General features: G+C 65.4%; 15 protein-coding genes and 1 pseudogene. 8 read left to right on the forward strand and 8 right to left on the reverse strand.

Annotated features, from left to right (window positions below):
* On the forward strand, window positions 1-189 hold a 189-nt coding region (locus V9L17_RS20930), incomplete at its 5' end, for an OpcA/G6PD domain-containing protein (protein ID WP_337352753.1).
* Between the two features lie 260 nt (window positions 190-449).
* On the opposite strand, the gene V9L17_RS20935 is transcribed toward V9L17_RS20930, so the two are convergent.
* The gene (locus tag V9L17_RS20935) at window positions 450-1,223 is read right to left on the reverse strand and encodes an oxygenase MpaB family protein (protein ID WP_337352754.1); all 774 of its coding nucleotides are present in this window, start codon (window positions 1,221-1,223) and stop codon (window positions 450-452) included.
* A 168-nt stretch (window positions 1,224-1,391) separates the two neighbouring features.
* On the opposite strand from V9L17_RS20935, the gene V9L17_RS20940 reads away from it, so the two are divergent.
* From V9L17_RS20940 to V9L17_RS20960, 5 genes are all read left to right on the forward strand, one after another.
* Complete coding sequence (locus V9L17_RS20940) at window positions 1,392-3,515, forward strand: penicillin acylase family protein (RefSeq protein ID WP_337352755.1); 2,124 nt, start codon at window positions 1,392-1,394, stop codon at window positions 3,513-3,515.
* Window positions 3,502-4,095, forward strand: a complete 594-nt coding sequence (locus V9L17_RS20945) for a GNAT family N-acetyltransferase (RefSeq protein WP_337352756.1) — start codon at window positions 3,502-3,504, stop codon at window positions 4,093-4,095. The genes V9L17_RS20940 and V9L17_RS20945 overlap by 14 nt, the downstream gene beginning before the upstream one ends.
* A 5-nt stretch (window positions 4,096-4,100) precedes the next feature.
* On the forward strand, window positions 4,101-4,406 hold the full coding sequence (locus V9L17_RS20950) for a hypothetical protein (RefSeq protein ID WP_337352757.1): 306 nt from the start codon (window positions 4,101-4,103) through the stop codon (window positions 4,404-4,406).
* Between the two features lie 47 nt (window positions 4,407-4,453).
* Window positions 4,454-5,026 (forward strand): MOSC domain-containing protein, encoded by a 573-nt coding sequence (locus tag V9L17_RS20955; protein ID WP_337352758.1) that lies wholly within the window; start codon window positions 4,454-4,456, stop codon window positions 5,024-5,026.
* A 268-nt stretch (window positions 5,027-5,294) separates the two neighbouring features.
* Window positions 5,295-5,591: a hypothetical protein gene (locus V9L17_RS20960; RefSeq protein ID WP_337349214.1), complete on the forward strand. Its 297-nt coding sequence runs from the start codon at window positions 5,295-5,297 to the stop codon at window positions 5,589-5,591.
* A 141-nt stretch (window positions 5,592-5,732) separates the two neighbouring features.
* Here V9L17_RS20960 and V9L17_RS20965 read toward each other — a convergent pair whose 3' ends face one another.
* The 5 genes from V9L17_RS20965 to V9L17_RS20985 all read right to left on the reverse strand — a co-directional run bounded on the left by V9L17_RS20965 (window position 5,733) and on the right by V9L17_RS20985 (window position 10,501).
* Window positions 5,733-5,996 (reverse strand): hypothetical protein, encoded by a 264-nt coding sequence (locus V9L17_RS20965; protein WP_337352759.1) that lies wholly within the window; start codon window positions 5,994-5,996, stop codon window positions 5,733-5,735.
* Entirely contained in the window at window positions 5,993-6,796 is an 804-nt protein-coding gene (locus V9L17_RS20970; RefSeq protein ID WP_337349212.1) for a putative hydro-lyase, read from the reverse strand. Before V9L17_RS20970 ends, V9L17_RS20965 begins: the two co-directional genes overlap by 4 nt.
* Complete coding sequence (locus V9L17_RS20975) at window positions 6,793-8,148, reverse strand: MFS transporter (RefSeq protein ID WP_337352760.1); 1,356 nt, start codon at window positions 8,146-8,148, stop codon at window positions 6,793-6,795. Before V9L17_RS20975 ends, V9L17_RS20970 begins: the two co-directional genes overlap by 4 nt.
* A gap of 319 nt (window positions 8,149-8,467) precedes the next feature.
* Window positions 8,468-9,190, reverse strand: coding sequence for a GntR family transcriptional regulator (locus V9L17_RS20980; RefSeq protein WP_337352761.1), 723 nt, complete (start codon window positions 9,188-9,190; stop codon window positions 8,468-8,470).
* A 141-nt stretch (window positions 9,191-9,331) separates the two neighbouring features.
* Window positions 9,332-10,501 carry a sensor histidine kinase gene (locus V9L17_RS20985; RefSeq protein ID WP_337352762.1) on the reverse strand — a complete coding sequence of 390 codons (1,170 nt, stop codon included), beginning with the start codon at window positions 10,499-10,501 and terminating at the stop codon, window positions 9,332-9,334.
* A gap of 204 nt (window positions 10,502-10,705) precedes the next feature.
* Here V9L17_RS20985 and V9L17_RS20990 point away from each other — a divergent pair, with 204 nt between their 5' ends.
* Together V9L17_RS20990 and V9L17_RS20995 are read left to right on the forward strand one after the other, a co-directional pair.
* Window positions 10,706-11,311 (forward strand): TetR/AcrR family transcriptional regulator, encoded by a 606-nt coding sequence (locus V9L17_RS20990; protein ID WP_337352763.1) that lies wholly within the window; start codon window positions 10,706-10,708, stop codon window positions 11,309-11,311.
* Window positions 11,308-12,351 carry a DMT family transporter gene (locus tag V9L17_RS20995; protein ID WP_337352764.1) on the forward strand — a complete coding sequence of 348 codons (1,044 nt, stop codon included), beginning with the start codon at window positions 11,308-11,310 and terminating at the stop codon, window positions 12,349-12,351. The genes V9L17_RS20990 and V9L17_RS20995 overlap by 4 nt, the downstream gene beginning before the upstream one ends.
* On the opposite strand, the gene V9L17_RS21000 is transcribed toward V9L17_RS20995, so the two are convergent.
* Together V9L17_RS21000 and V9L17_RS21005 are read right to left on the reverse strand one after the other, a co-directional pair.
* Window positions 12,267-13,175 (reverse strand): DUF817 domain-containing protein, encoded by a 909-nt coding sequence (locus V9L17_RS21000; protein WP_337352765.1) that lies wholly within the window; start codon window positions 13,173-13,175, stop codon window positions 12,267-12,269. The genes V9L17_RS20995 and V9L17_RS21000 overlap by 85 nt on opposite strands.
* Window positions 13,176-13,342: 167 nt before the next feature.
* Window positions 13,343-13,488 (reverse strand): annotated as a pseudogene (locus V9L17_RS21005) (L-idonate 5-dehydrogenase); the annotation flags it as partial.

Here is a 13,488-nt window from a genome sequence, read left to right on the forward strand (position 1 = left end):
ATCTCCCTGCCACGCCGCAGCCTCCGCGACTGCCTCGCCGAAGAACTCCGCCGCCTCGACCCCGACGAGGTCTTCGGCCAAGTGGTCCGGTCTTTGGAATGGCCACCCAAAATTGCAGATCCTGCCGAGACTGCACCGGCGGAACGCGCACTGGCTGACTGCACGGCAGGGCGGCTCGTCCATGCTTAGCGATACTCACAGCAGACGCAATGAGAAGCTGCGAAAGACCATCGAAGGTTGGTCAGTAGGCGTTCTTGGCATGTTGGCCATGCTTGGGATTACCTACGCATCGTTCCAATACCCCGGGTGGTGACCTCGGGTCCAGCTATCCGCAGCAATCCATGGCAGCCGCGGATCCTGGGGCTATCGCCGGCCAGCCTGTTCTGAATCCGTGGGCGCAGGGGTGGAGCCCGTGGGCTACCTCTTCGGCGTGGCCCCGGCCGGCGCTGCTACGCGGCGTCCAATTGCCCCAGGCAGTAGTTCTTGAACCAGTGCCGGATCCGTTGCGGCAACCGCGGATAAACCACGGCAGTGCACTTCATAGTGAAGTCGAATCGGCGACCATGGCTGGCGCTCCAGGGCAATCCAAAACCGTCGCGTAGATGGTCCGGCAGCAGGCCGGCGGTGAGGAACCGGGCAAACGGCATGACGGCGCGGTACCAGAGCGGCCCGCCCCGCGGATGGAGGAGGCCGTGGGCCACACGCACTGCGGCGTCGTCGGCAGTGAGGGACTCTACGCGAGAGTTCCAGTAAACGCGGAACGCCGCCCGGTCCGGCGGCCATAGTTCCGCCGGGAGCTGCAAGGCTGTCCCAAGTTTGGCGTAGTCGCGATACATCAGATCGGCCGTTTCGTCGTCGAGGGGTCCATAGACCCGCTCGAAGATGGTGACGGCGGTGTCGTACAGCGTCGCCACTACCCAGAGCTGCGAATCCGCGTCATAGGCGCTGTACCCGTTCGAGGTTTCATCCGGGGCGCGCTGGACCGGTGCATGGGCGCGGTTCACCCGGCGGCGGACGGCTGCCACCTGCCCCTCGGTGCCGTAGACGATCGCGTAGACGTAAGTAAGAGTGCCGCGAAGGCGGTCGAGCGGACGCTCCGTGAAGTGGCTGTGCTCAGCAACGCCGTGGCCAACGGCCGGGTTAGCGATCTGCAGCAAAATGGCGCGGCCTGCCCCGGCGAGCAGAATACCTTCTGCGCCCATGTCGGCAAATCCGGGAACCATGCCCACAAATGTACCGGAGACAGCCAACACCGGGCACGCCGGAACCGGACGACGGCGGCCGCCTCCCGCCGTCGGCCGCTCCCGTTTTCTCGCGCAACATTTTGGCGAACGCGGCGCACCACCCTATTCTTTGGTTAGCTAAGCCTTACCTAACCACCGGAGATCCACGTGACCACCACTGAAACTGCCCCCAGCGACAGTTCCGCGGCCATGCCGCTGGAGATCTTCCGGGACCCATGGGGCATTCCGCACCTCCGGGCAGGCTCCACTGACGAGCTGTCCTTCCTTCAGGGCTACAACGCTGCCGCCGACCGTTCCTGGCAGATCGAGATGGAACGCTGGCGGTCGGAGGGAAGGACGGCTGAGCATCTGGGAGCGGACGGGCTGGACTGGGACCGGTTTGCGCGCCGGGTGCGGCTGGATGACACAGCGCTCCGGTGCTTTAAGAACCTCGACGACGACACCAGGCGCTGGTGCACGGCCTACGTCGACGGCGTGAACCATGCACTCGAAACAGGCCGCCGGGATGCCGACGAGTTCCGCGCAACCGAGACCGCACCCGCCGCCTGGGAGCCGTGGACGCCGCTGGGTGTTTTCCTGGTCCACCACATTCTCTTCGGCACGTTCCCCAACAAACTCTGGCGCGAACACGTGGCCACGACCCTCGGCGACGACGCGGTGGGCCTGTTCAGTATCGAAGCTCCCGTGTGGGCCGGCAGCAACGCGTGGGCCGCGGCGGGCAGGCTGACCGCGTCCGGTTCACCACTCATCGCAGGCGATCCGCATCGCCTCATGGAACTGCCGGGCGTCTACCAGCAGGTACGGCTCGCGTGCCCGGAGTTCGACGTCGTCGGGCTGGCTTTTCCCGGCGTGCCCGGGATCCCCCATTTTGGCCACGCCGGGTCAGTCGCCTGGGCTGTCACTAATGCCATGGCCGATTACCAGGACCTGTTCCGCGAGCAGCTGCGGGACCAGGACGGCGGGGTTGCCGCATTGGGGCCCAGTGGCTGGGAGCCTGTCCTCGCGCACCACGCGGAAGAGATTCTGGTGCGCGGCTCGGCGGCGGAAACCGTGGAGGTCATCGAAACTGCCCGGGGTCCGGTCATCTCGGGAGGGTCCGACGGCGGTGCGCTGAGCCTGCGGACGCCGGCTCGGTCGGCGGGAACCCTGGGCTTCGAGGCCCTCCTGCCGCTCCTGCGGAGCCGATCCGCGGCGGAGGTGGAGGCAGCGCTGGACTCCTGGGTGGAGCCGGTGAACTGTGTGCTGGTTGCCGATACCAGCGGTGATGTCCGCCAACTGGTCGCCGGAAAGGTCCCCGTCCGAAGCCGGCACAACCGGGTCCGCCCTGTCCCGGCGTGGGCGGCGGACCACCAGTGGACGGGTGCGTGGGAGAAAATGCCCAGTTCCCATGTGCCTTCCCTGGCCGTGAACGCCAATGACCGAGATTCCGGCGGCGGGGAACTGCTGGGGCTTGAGTTCGCCCCGGCCCACCGCGCCCGGCGGATCCGGCACCTGTTGGAGGATCATGGGCCTGGGCTGGATGCAGCTGCCATGCAGCGGATCCACATGGACACCCATCTCGGTTCCTGGCCAACGCTCCGCGCCCTGCTCCGGGGATGCGGTTCGCTTTCTGCTCCGGCGGTTGCCCTCCGGGGGCGGCTGCTGTCATGGGACGGCCACATGGATGGAAACAGCAGCGGCGCCGGCGCGTTTGCGGCCTGGAGGTCTGCGCTGGTCCTCGCCCTGGCGCGCACGCCCAAACTGCTGCCCCTGGCCGAACCACACGGCCACTCCCCTCTCTTCGGTCCCTGGCTCTACGCCGCCTCACGTGTGGGCTTCGCCCTTGAAACACTGATCGCCGAAGGCCCGGCAGCCGGCGTCGACGTCGCCGGGGCCGCACGGGAGGCGCTGGAGGAACTCGCAGCAGCAGCACCCACCGATACGTGGGGATCCAGCCATACTGTGCTGCCGCTGCATGCCCTGGACGAGCACGGCCCTCGCGGACTGGCGCCCACAGTCCCCCTCACCAGTTTGTCCGGGGATACCGGCTGCGTCCTGTCCACAGAGAGCCTGCCCGGGGTGACCGACGGGTCGTTCCGCGGACCGGTGGCCCGCTACGTCTGGGATCTGGTGGACCGGGCCGCGAGCCGCTGGATCGTCCCTTTCGGCGCCTCGGGACACCCCGACCACGAGCACTTCGCCAGCCAGCTGCCCCTTTGGGCTGCCGGTGACCTCATCCCCGTCATCACCGACTGGGAGCAGCTGACCAAGGAGAACCATGACCCACGCTGACACTGCCGTTCCGCTCTCCGTCAGGGACGCCGTCTACACGGAAGAGCTGCCTGGCCTGGGGCAGCTGAGGCTCATCCCGCTCGCTCCGGAAAGCGATGCCGACCTGCTGCACGGCTGGGTCAGGGAGGACCGCGCGAGGTTCTGGGGCATGCAGTCCATGGGCCGGGACGAAGTCCGGGACATCTACCTGTTCGTGGACGGCCTGGACACCCATCACGCCTATCTGATCTCCGTCGATGACGAACCCGCGGGACTGTTCCAGACGTACGAGCCGCTGCAGGATCCGGTGGCTGACGCTTACCCTGCGCGCCCCGGGGATACCGGGCTGCATCTGCTATTGGCTCCGGCTGCACGTCCGGTCCCGAACTTCACCGCCACCGTGCTCGCGGGCCTGATCCGGTTCCTGCTGTCCGACCCTGCTAAGGACCGCGTTGTCGCGGAGCCGGACGCCCGGAACAGCAAGGCGATCGGGCGGTTCGTGAGCTTCGGGTTCGAGGCCGGCGCCCAGGTACAGCTGGCTGAGAAGAAAGCACAGCTGGTATTCCTCACCCGCGAACGGTTCGAGTCCCGGAAGGGGTAGCGCCGATGCAGGCCATTCTTTTCCCCACAACGCACAACAGTGACTATCTGTACGGGCTGGCCAGCCACATCTGGGTGGGCGACTGCCTGTTCCCCTCCGCCCACAACCGCCGGGACGCCTACGCCCTGCCGGCTTTCGACATCAACGGTCACTGGGTCTACCCGTCCCGGTACAACACGTATCTCTCGCCGCAGCTGCCCGTCTATGTCCTCGAAGATGAGTTTTTGGTGTCCACCGGCCACGGGCCGGAGGAGCCGGGGCTGCCACTCTTCGAGATCCGCTGCATGTGCCTGCCTCAGCTGGAGGAGTAAACGCCCGGCCTATCGCCGGGCGTTCCTTCGCGCGATAGGTTGAGGGAATGACGGCAACCTACCGGTACGACGTGGAGGTCCTGCACCTGCTGGTTTCCCCGGCGCATGCATATTTCGGGCGGGCCCGCGAAGGAGCCGCCGACGTCCCCACAACGGATGCGGACCGGGTTGAGCTCGTGGCCGGCAAAGGGATCGTGGGCGACCGGTTCTTCGGCAAAGCGGCGCACATGGACGCCGCCGTCACGGTGATGGCCGTCGAAGCACTGGAGTCCATCGCCGCTGAACTGGGAACGGCGCCTTTCAACCCGCTGCTGACACGGCGCAACGTGATCCTTCGGGGAGCGGACCTGCCTCCCCTGCTCGGCGGCGAATTTGCCCTCGAATCACACGGCAACGTGGCGAGGTTCAAGGCAGGCCGTCCCGCTCACCCCTGCGCGTGGATGGACCAGATGCTCGCCCCGGGCGCCCACAAGGCAATGCGCGGACGGGGCGGCATCCGCTGCCAGGTACTAAGCGACGGCGTCCTTAACCGCGGGCCGGCGGTCCTGATCAGCCCGGTACTGCTGGACCCTGAACGCGCCGGTGCGCCAGCGCTGCTCCGGCCTTCCCGACTGCCCTAGCGTCAGGCAACGACTCAACGTTGCTGTGCAGCAACATTTGGTGGGTAGGTTCCTCAGGGCCCGGAGGGCCCGGTACTTCCAGCGAAACGGCCTATACCTAGGTCTCCGGGAACCACACCTAAATACCCCCAAAACTCGTCTATTTTTGGAAAATCTCCACAGGTTTTGACCACTTCCACTACCTAGAGACAACACGTCGCGCTATTTTCCTGGCGGGGGAACAACCACAGGCGGCGCGTTGCGTTGACCGTTTTGAGGAGGGACATCCATGAACAAGGCGTCGAAAATTATTGGAGCCGTCCTGGACGGAGTGGCGGCGGGACTGGCACTGTCCTTCATCCTGTGCGTGGCTACCAGCGTGATAGCCATTTCGACTGGTTCTCCGGCGACCCTACTGGGGATATTCAAAGCCACGGCCGGAACCGAAAACGGCGCGCTGGCCCTGCAATTCCAGCCTAACTTCTCCGGAATCATTGTCCTCATCGCCTTGACCGTGACGGTCAGCGTCGTGGCGGCTGTTCGAAAAAGCAAGGCATCACCGGGGCCATCCCGGCACCCAGGGTGATTGCTGCCGCCACAGTCGCCTGGACCGTGCTCAGAGCCTGGACTCGGGCGGGATGGCGACCAAGGACGGACTGAACAGCCCACGAAACGAAGCGGACGACGGCGGGAGGTTCCCGCCGTCGTCCGCTTGCGTTTGCTGCCTCTACAGTCTGTGGTGCTCCGGAACTGCCCACCGGGCGTCTCTTGCCCCGGATCTGCCTGCCGGGAGGCCAGCGTACGTCCAGACGCACGGCCGGCCTGAATCGCTGGGAAGGAGCTGACCTTCGAAGACCGAGATGCTCGCTCCCGCCGGGCTCTTCCAGACGCCGGTGAGTTCACAGTGCGCGCCGGTGGCCTGCTGCCGCGGCACTGACAGGTTGATGACCCTGCGGGCCCGCTTCTCGGCCACGGGCAGCCTCCGCTTCACGATGCCGCTCCCGCCGGTTCCCGGTAGTTGCTTTCGGGAACATCGGTGATGAACATGTGCCCGGGCGCGTGGCTGATGGCGAAGGCCGGCCTGGATGCCATGACCGCACTCTGCGGTGTCACGCCGCAGGCCCAGAAAACAGGCACTTCCCCTGCCCTGATCTCCACGGCGTCACCGAAGTCGGGGCGGTTGATGTCTTTGATGCCCAGATCTTCGGGGGAACCGACGTGGACCGGGCTCCCGTGAACCTTGGGGACCTCGGACGTCACCCGGATGGCCGTGTCCACGAGTTCGGGCAGCATCGGTCGCATGGAAACCACCATGGGGCCGTGGATCCTGCCGGAGGGGATGCACTCGACCGTCGTGCGGTACATGGGCACGTTGCGGCCGGTTTCGGTGTGCCGCAGCGGGATCCCCGCACTTGCCAGCGCCGCTTCGAAGGTGAAGCTGCAGCCGATGAGGACGCCCACCATGTCGTCGCGCCAGACAGACGCAACGTCGGTAACCTCCTCAGCCAACTCCCCATCCACCCACACCCGGTAAGCGGGGATGTCCGTGCGGATGTCCGACCCCGCCGCGAGCGAACTTTCAAACTGCCCCGCCGGGATGATGTCGATGATCGGGCAGGCCTTGGCATTGAGCCGGCAGAACTCGATGAATTCGTCCGCGTAGTCTGCCGTGACCGCGATCAGGTTGGCCTGGGTGTAGCCGTCGCTCCAGCCGGAGGTGGGGGTGACCAGGCCGTTCCGGAACTTCAGGCGGGCGTCAGCGGGGGACAGTTGCGCGTGAGGCTGGCTCATTTGGACTCCACGAGTTCAGTGGAGGACTGCAGGTACTCCTCGTCCTCGGCAACGTTGGAGTCGCGGCCCAGGGCCAGACCCACCAGGGTCAGGAGGCAGGCCACGCTGAGGTACATGGCCACCGGGATCCAGCTGTCGTAAGTGCTCAGCAGGAGGGTGAACATGAACGGCGCGATGGCACCGCCGAGGATTCCGGCGAAGGTGTAGGCCAGTGAGCTGCCGGTGGAGCGGAGCCGCGGTGAGAACTGCTCGACGACGAACGCCGCCTGGGGTCCGTACATAAACGAGTGGCAGAGCAGGCCGAGCACGATGCCCACGATGAGCATGACCGGGGACCGTCCTTCGAGGACGATGAAGAACAGGTATGCCCACACGGCGGCGCCAACTGCGGCGATGCCGTAAACCAGGCGGCGGTTGATGCGGTCGGAGATGGCGCCGGCAAGCGGCATGGTGAAGATCTGGAGTCCCGAGCCGATGAGCACGGCAACCAGTACCTGGCCGCGGTCGAAGCCGAGTTCCTGAATGCCGTAGGTCAGGGTGAAGACCGTGCACATGGCGTAGAGCACGTCAGGGCCGATGCGGCTGAGCATGGCGGCGATAAGGGGGCGGCGCTGCGTGGCCAGCACTTCGCGGATGGGGGCCTTGGGCTTGTCACCGCGGGCTTCCATGGCCTTGAAGATGGGGGTGTCCTCGAGCTTAAGCCGGATCCAGAGGCCGAAGGCGACCAGCAGGGCGGAGATCAGGAACGCAATGCGCCAGCCGTAGTCCAGAAAGGCTTCCTCGGACAGCATCAGCGTCAGGATGGCGAGTGCGCCGTTGGCCATGAGGTTGCCTGCGGGCGGGCCGATCTGGGCAGCAGAGGCCCAGAATCCGCGGCGGTTCGGGTCGCCGAATTCACTGGAAAGCAGGACCGCACCGCCCCATTCGCCGCCGACGCCGACGCCCTGGGCGAAGCGGAGGAAGACCAGGATGGCGGGAGCGATGATTCCGATGTTGTCATAGGTGGGCAGCAGGCCGATGAGGAAAGTCGCGACGCCGATGAGCATCAGCGTGATGACCAGGATCTTCTTGCGGCCGATTTCGTCGCCGAGCCGGCCGAAGATGATGCCGCCCACGGGACGGGAAATGTAGCCCACGGCGTAGGTGGAGAAGGCCAGCAGGGTTCCTGTTACGGGGTCCGAGGCCGGGAAGAAGATCAGCGGAAAGACGATCGCCGCTGCTGCGGAGTAGACGGCGAAGTCATAGAACTCGAGCGCGGTTCCAGTCAGGCTGGCCGCGAATGCCTTGTACATGTCCTTGCGCCCCACCGGGGGCTTCGGGTCAACGGGGGCCATTGCTTGGGGAGTGGCCATTTGTTCCTCCATGGAGAGAGTGGATGTCATCCGCTGCGCGGATGGGCTGGCTTTGCCCCTGCGTGCCCGGCTTGCGGCGTCGCAAGGCGGGCAAAGGAGCGAAAGAGGCGGCTGCCGTGAGGTGATGCGGGAGTCGTAACTGCGATGAATCGTTGGATTGTTGAACAATCCGCTTGTTGAACAATTTACGCGACGTAGATCACACCGTCAAGGGCTAGTTCCTACTCGGTTCGCGAAAGGCCCGTTCCCGGGCATGGCAAAAGGGAGCCCCCACCGAGGAGGGCTCCCTTGCTGCCGGCCGCGGAGTGGCTGCTGGGATTTACTTCGAGGCCATAGACCCGGCCGCGTGCACCGCGGCTTGGTGCTCTTCGGAGCGGTTGAGGTAGTCGGTCAGGCGCTCGGCGGCAAGTTCCGTTTTGCCGGCTTCGAGGGCTTGGCATATCTGGTCATTGTCCGCCAGCCAATGCTGGTAGAAACCGCCGTCAACCGACGCCTTGTGGAAGAAGAGGCGCATCTCGGCGAGCACCTGGGACATGATGGTGTTCAGCCTTTCACTGTCCGCCAGGGCCACGAGTGCCCCGTGGAAATGCTGGTTGGCGCTGCCGAGGCCTTCGTTGTCCCCGGCGGCTGCCGCCCTTTTTCCTTCTTCAACCGCCGCCCGCACGGCGGCGATGCGTTCGGGGGTGCCGCCGCCACGGACGGCGCTCACTTCGATGGCGCGCCTGACGGTGTAGACGTCATGGATGTCCTTGGCGCCCAGGCTGGCAACGAAGACGCCGCGGTTGGGTTCGCGGACCAAGAGGCGCTCACTGACGAGTTCGGCGAAGGCCTCGCGGACGGTGTTCCTGGAGACGCCGAGTTCTTCGGAGAGGGCTTCTTCCTTGAGTTTCACTCCGGGCTGGAGGTCGCCCTCGGCGATCTGCAGCCGCAGTTCAGCGGCCACGCGGGTTGCCACCGACGGCACCGCCACACGCAGCCTGGACGCTCCGCCAGGCAGTACGCGGAAAGAGTCAGGTTCGGCATTCGGATTCAGGGTGGCCATACTCACGAATCTACACGAACGCCCCACAATCCTTTTGTTGGATTGTCCCCATCAGGGGCACGACAGCCGGAATCACGCCGTGAAATTGCATCCCGGCCCCGGAGCGCAAAACGACGGCGGGTACTGCACGCGCGTCCCCCGTCAGGGTGCGCTGAGGTGAATGCTGATGGCCGTCCCGCCGCTGGGGCTCTGCGATATTTCCAGGCGCCCGCCGTGGGCCGCCGCCACTCTGGCACACGTGGCCAGCCCCAGCCCCGTTCCGGCAGGATCTCCGTCCCGGTGCAGGCGAACCAGTGGTTCCATCACCCGGCGGCGATCAGCTGCGCGGATCCCCTTGCCATTGTCTTCCACGAGCACGACGGCGCCGGAGCTGGTCCGCTGGCCGGTGATCCGAATGGCTGCGGGCACATCCGGGCGGCGGTAGGCCACCGCGTTTTGGATCAGGTTCTGCAACGCCACGCGCATCTGGCTTTCGTCAGCTTCGAAAACGAAATCCCCGCACTCGACCACTGCACCGGCCTCCCTCAGATTCAGGCTCAAGTCGTCGGTGACGTCCTTGACAAGGCTGGCCAGTGACAGCTGTGCCCTGGACACCGACCCGCCGATCGTGGCGAACGCAAGCAGTTCCTCCACCATGGACAGCATCCTGCGGGCACTGTTGCCCACGATGTGCAAATATTCAGCGGCTTCCTCGGGAGCCTGCTCACCTTCCATGGCACCCAGCTCAACGTAACCAAGAATGGAGGTCAGCGGATTGCGGAGGTCATGGCTGACGCGGCCGGTAAATTCCGCCAGCCTTTCATTGCTGTCCCTGGCTTCGTCAAGGGCATCTGCCAAGGCGCCATGGAGCGTGGTCACCCGCCGCGCAGCCAGCAGGCGGGTGTGCAGGACAAAGGGGTCCAGGGGTTTACTCACGTAGTCGTCGGCCCCGGCCTTCATCCCTTCCAGCACGTCTTCCTGGGCTCGGTACGAGGTCAGCAGCACAACGTATGTATAGGAGCCGGTTTCGGCTGCCCGGATCGCACGGCACAGGTCAAACCCGTCGAGCCCCGGCATCATCAGGTCGCTGACCACCACCTGGGGGCGGCGCTCCTGGTAGAGCCGCCATGCAGAATCGCCGTCCGCCGCCACGATGCACTCATGCCCGGACCTTTCGACGGCGGCCTTCGCCACAAGACGGGAGCCTTCGTCGTCGTCCACCACCAGCACTGTCATGGCCGCCGGGGAATCGTCCGGCAGCCCGGATATCTTTGCGGCCTCCCTGCCCAAGCGGGAGGATGTTACCCGTCCGCCCCACGAATCAATGGCCATTGGACCCTCCGACAATAACAATCACGATGCCCGCCCCATCATCGGTCAGCTTGTAGTGCCGCCCAAGAAACAGGCTAGCCGGAATTGTTCGGGTCGCAACCGGGACTGCACGAAACCTTTGGCGCCGATCCGCCTGTCGCTTGCCCGCGGTCAGATAGTAGGTAGACTGGGCTACCTACTCTATCTGCATCAGCCAGGACAGCAATGATCAGGAAACAGACCGCTGCACAGACCACACCGCCCAGGCGGCCTGCCCGTGACGCCCTCCTCGAGGCGGCCGCCAAGCTTTTCTATGCCTACGGCCTGACGGGGACGGGCATTGACACCATCACAGCCGAAGCAGGCGTGGCCAAGAAGAGCCTCTACAACAACTTCGCGTCCAAGGCTGACCTGGTCACCGCGTACCTGTACGCCCGCCATGAAGAGTGGCTGGGGCTCTATCGGGTGCGGCTGGAGAAGGCTGCGAACTCGAAAGACCGCGTTCTGGCCGTCTTTGATGCCTACGCGGACCACGCGGATCTGGCCTACGAGCATGGCTTCCGCGGCTGCGGCCTGCTGAACGCGGCCGCTGAACTTCCCGCCGGAGACCCCGGCCGGGAAGTGGTCCGGCGGCACAAGGAAGAAGTTGAAGCGCTGCTGTCCGGGCACCTGGCCGAGCTTCTGCCGGACAAAGCGGACCAGGCAGCGGCCATGGCGCAGCATCTGGCATTCCTCCTTGAAGGCTCCATGGTCCGCGCCGGCCTCGAAGGCAACGACAACCGTGTCCGGGAAGCGCGCGGGATTGCCGCCACCCTGATCGGGAACCTGTGAAAGCACCGGGTTTTCAGGGAGCCACCTGGGGTGCAGTATTTGTGCTCGCCGCGTCCGTTCTGTGGGGCACCACCGGCACTGCAGCCACCTTCGCCCCGGATGTCAGCCCGCTGGCGATCGGGGCGGTGGCCATGGGCTTCGGCGGCCTGCTTCAAGCTGCGATTGCCGCCCGTCCAATACTGGCGTTCAGAGGTTCCCTACGCCGCCAATGGCGCACGGTGGCCCTCGGCGCGCTGGCCGTCGCCATGTACCCGCTCGCCTTCTATTCGTCCATGCATCTGGCCGGCGTCGCCGTCGGGACCGTCGTCTCCATCGGTTCGGCACCCCTGGCGTCCGCCGTCATCGAGCGTGTGGTGGACAAAAGGCGGCTTACCCGCCGGTGGGCCGTCGGGGCGGTCCTTGGCGTCTCGGGCGCTGCGCTGCTGTGCCTGGCGGAGTCTTTCGCGGAAGCAGGCCACCCGGATCAGCCACCGGGCGCCGAATTTTCGACGCCGGCAGGCATCGCACTGGGACTGCTGGCCGGACTGACCTACGCACTGTATTCCTGGGCCGCTCACCGCCTGATCAACACCGGCGCGCCATCACGCGCGGTGATGGGAGCCGTCTTCGGCGTCGGCGGGCTGCTGCTCATGCCTGTGCTCGTGGCGACCGGAGCTCCGTTCCTTGTGTCCTGGCAGAACTTTTCAGTGGGCGCCTACATGGCGGTGGTCCCCATGTTCGCCGGCTACGTCCTGTTCGGCTGGGGCCTGGCCCGCGTCCGGGCGAGCACGGCCACCACCGTGTCCCTTGCAGAGACGGTGGTGGCAGCTGTCCTCGCAGTGATCGTGGTAGGCGAACGCCTGCCTGCGCTCGCCTGGGGCGGTGCCGCCATGATCGCAGGCAGCCTGCTCATGCTGACCCTTCCGGCCCCGCGGATACGGACCAGGGCCAAGGCTTCTGACCGCACGCCAGTGCGTCAGTCGACCGACGATACATCCGCCGCAACCGCCGGCAGCGCCTCGGCAGGCTCCTCAGGCTTTTCCGGCGGCTCGGGCTTGTAGACCCACGCCACCAGTACCACCGAGATGATCATCAGCAGGAACCACGCCACCAGCTTCTCAAAGGGCACCAGCTGCCAGCCGTTCAGCTGGCTCGGATAGAGCCAGGCGCCGGACCAGGTGGCAATGTTCTCCGCAATCCAGATGAACAGCGCCACCAACAGGAAGGCGATGACCAGGGGCATGCGGAACTTCCGCCGGAAAACCCGGAAGTGCATCACGCAACGCCCAAAAATGATTACGACGGCGGCAAGCAGCACCCAGCGCGCGTCCCAGATGTAGTGATGGGTAAAGAAATTCACATAGATGCCTGCCGCCACGACCGCGGTGATCCACCTGCGCGGATACCTTGCGAAACGCAGATCGAAAAGCCGGTACACGCGCACCATGTACGAACCCACGGCCGCGTACATAAAGCCGCTGAACAGCGGAACGGCGCCAATGCGCAGGAAGCCTTCGGCCTCGTAGGACCAGGAGCCGACGTCGGTCTTGAACAGCTCCATCACCGTTCCCACCAGGTGGAAGAGCACAATCACCCGCAGCTCCCGGAGTGTTTCCAGCCGCGCAACCACCATCAGGACCTGGATAAGCACGGCGGCAATGGTCAGGAAGTCGTTCCTGGCCAATGCTGCTTCCTCGGGATACCACAGCCGGGCCGCCATCAACACGGCGAGCAGGGCTGCGCCGAAAATGCAGGCCCATGCCTGTTTGAGGCCAAACACCACAAACTCGGTGAGCCTGGAGCGGAATCCTCCAGCCGCAGCGTTGTCGAGGAAACGATGTGCCCCGGCGTCGATCCGTTGCTCGAGGGACGTGAAACTGCGCATAGGGTTTTCGGTTCCTGACGCTTTGGGGTGGGGGCTGGCTTCGAATGTATTGAGACTCAAAGCTACCTGCCCGCCGCCGTCCCCTCATCAGAGCCCTGCCGCTGAGGCCGATAGTCAACTTCCCGCAGCCGGAGACGCCCATGACCACCAGGGCGGCAGGTGCGCGTTCATGAAGTCCGCCCGTGGCCGAAGCTGAGGAGTACTTTCCCTGATTCGGCGGAGTTGCGGGCGACGTTGAAGGCTTCGAGGGCCTGGTCCACCGGGTAGTCGTGGGTGATGACGGGGTTGATGTGCAGGGTGCCGTCGGTGAGGG

Source organism: Pseudarthrobacter sp. CCNWLW207 (assembly GCF_037203945.1).
Classification (GTDB): Bacteria; Actinomycetota; Actinomycetes; order Actinomycetales; family Micrococcaceae; genus Arthrobacter.

Bases quoted from the DNA above. Each gene is read 5' to 3' on its own strand.
- V9L17_RS20935 (WP_337352754.1), bottom strand. From the start codon at position 1,223: ATGGTTCCCGGATTTGCCGACATGGGCGCAGAAGGTATTCTGCTCGCC.
- V9L17_RS20945 (WP_337352756.1), top strand. From the start codon at position 3,502: ATGACCCACGCTGACACTGCCGTTCCGCTCTCCGTCAGGGACGCCGTC.
- V9L17_RS20950 (WP_337352757.1), top strand. From the start codon at position 4,101: ATGCAGGCCATTCTTTTCCCCACAACGCACAACAGTGACTATCTGTAC.
- V9L17_RS20955 (WP_337352758.1), top strand. From the start codon at position 4,454: ATGACGGCAACCTACCGGTACGACGTGGAGGTCCTGCACCTGCTGGTT.
- V9L17_RS20960 (WP_337349214.1), top strand. From the start codon at position 5,295: ATGAACAAGGCGTCGAAAATTATTGGAGCCGTCCTGGACGGAGTGGCG.
- V9L17_RS20970 (WP_337349212.1), bottom strand. From the start codon at position 6,796: ATGAGCCAGCCTCACGCGCAACTGTCCCCCGCTGACGCCCGCCTGAAG.
- V9L17_RS20975 (WP_337352760.1), bottom strand. From the start codon at position 8,148: ATGGCCACTCCCCAAGCAATGGCCCCCGTTGACCCGAAGCCCCCGGTG.
- V9L17_RS20980 (WP_337352761.1), bottom strand. From the start codon at position 9,190: ATGGCCACCCTGAATCCGAATGCCGAACCTGACTCTTTCCGCGTACTG.
- V9L17_RS20985 (WP_337352762.1), bottom strand. From the start codon at position 10,501: ATGGCCATTGATTCGTGGGGCGGACGGGTAACATCCTCCCGCTTGGGC.
- V9L17_RS20990 (WP_337352763.1), top strand. From the start codon at position 10,706: ATGATCAGGAAACAGACCGCTGCACAGACCACACCGCCCAGGCGGCCT.
- V9L17_RS21000 (WP_337352765.1), bottom strand. From the start codon at position 13,175: ATGCGCAGTTTCACGTCCCTCGAGCAACGGATCGACGCCGGGGCACAT.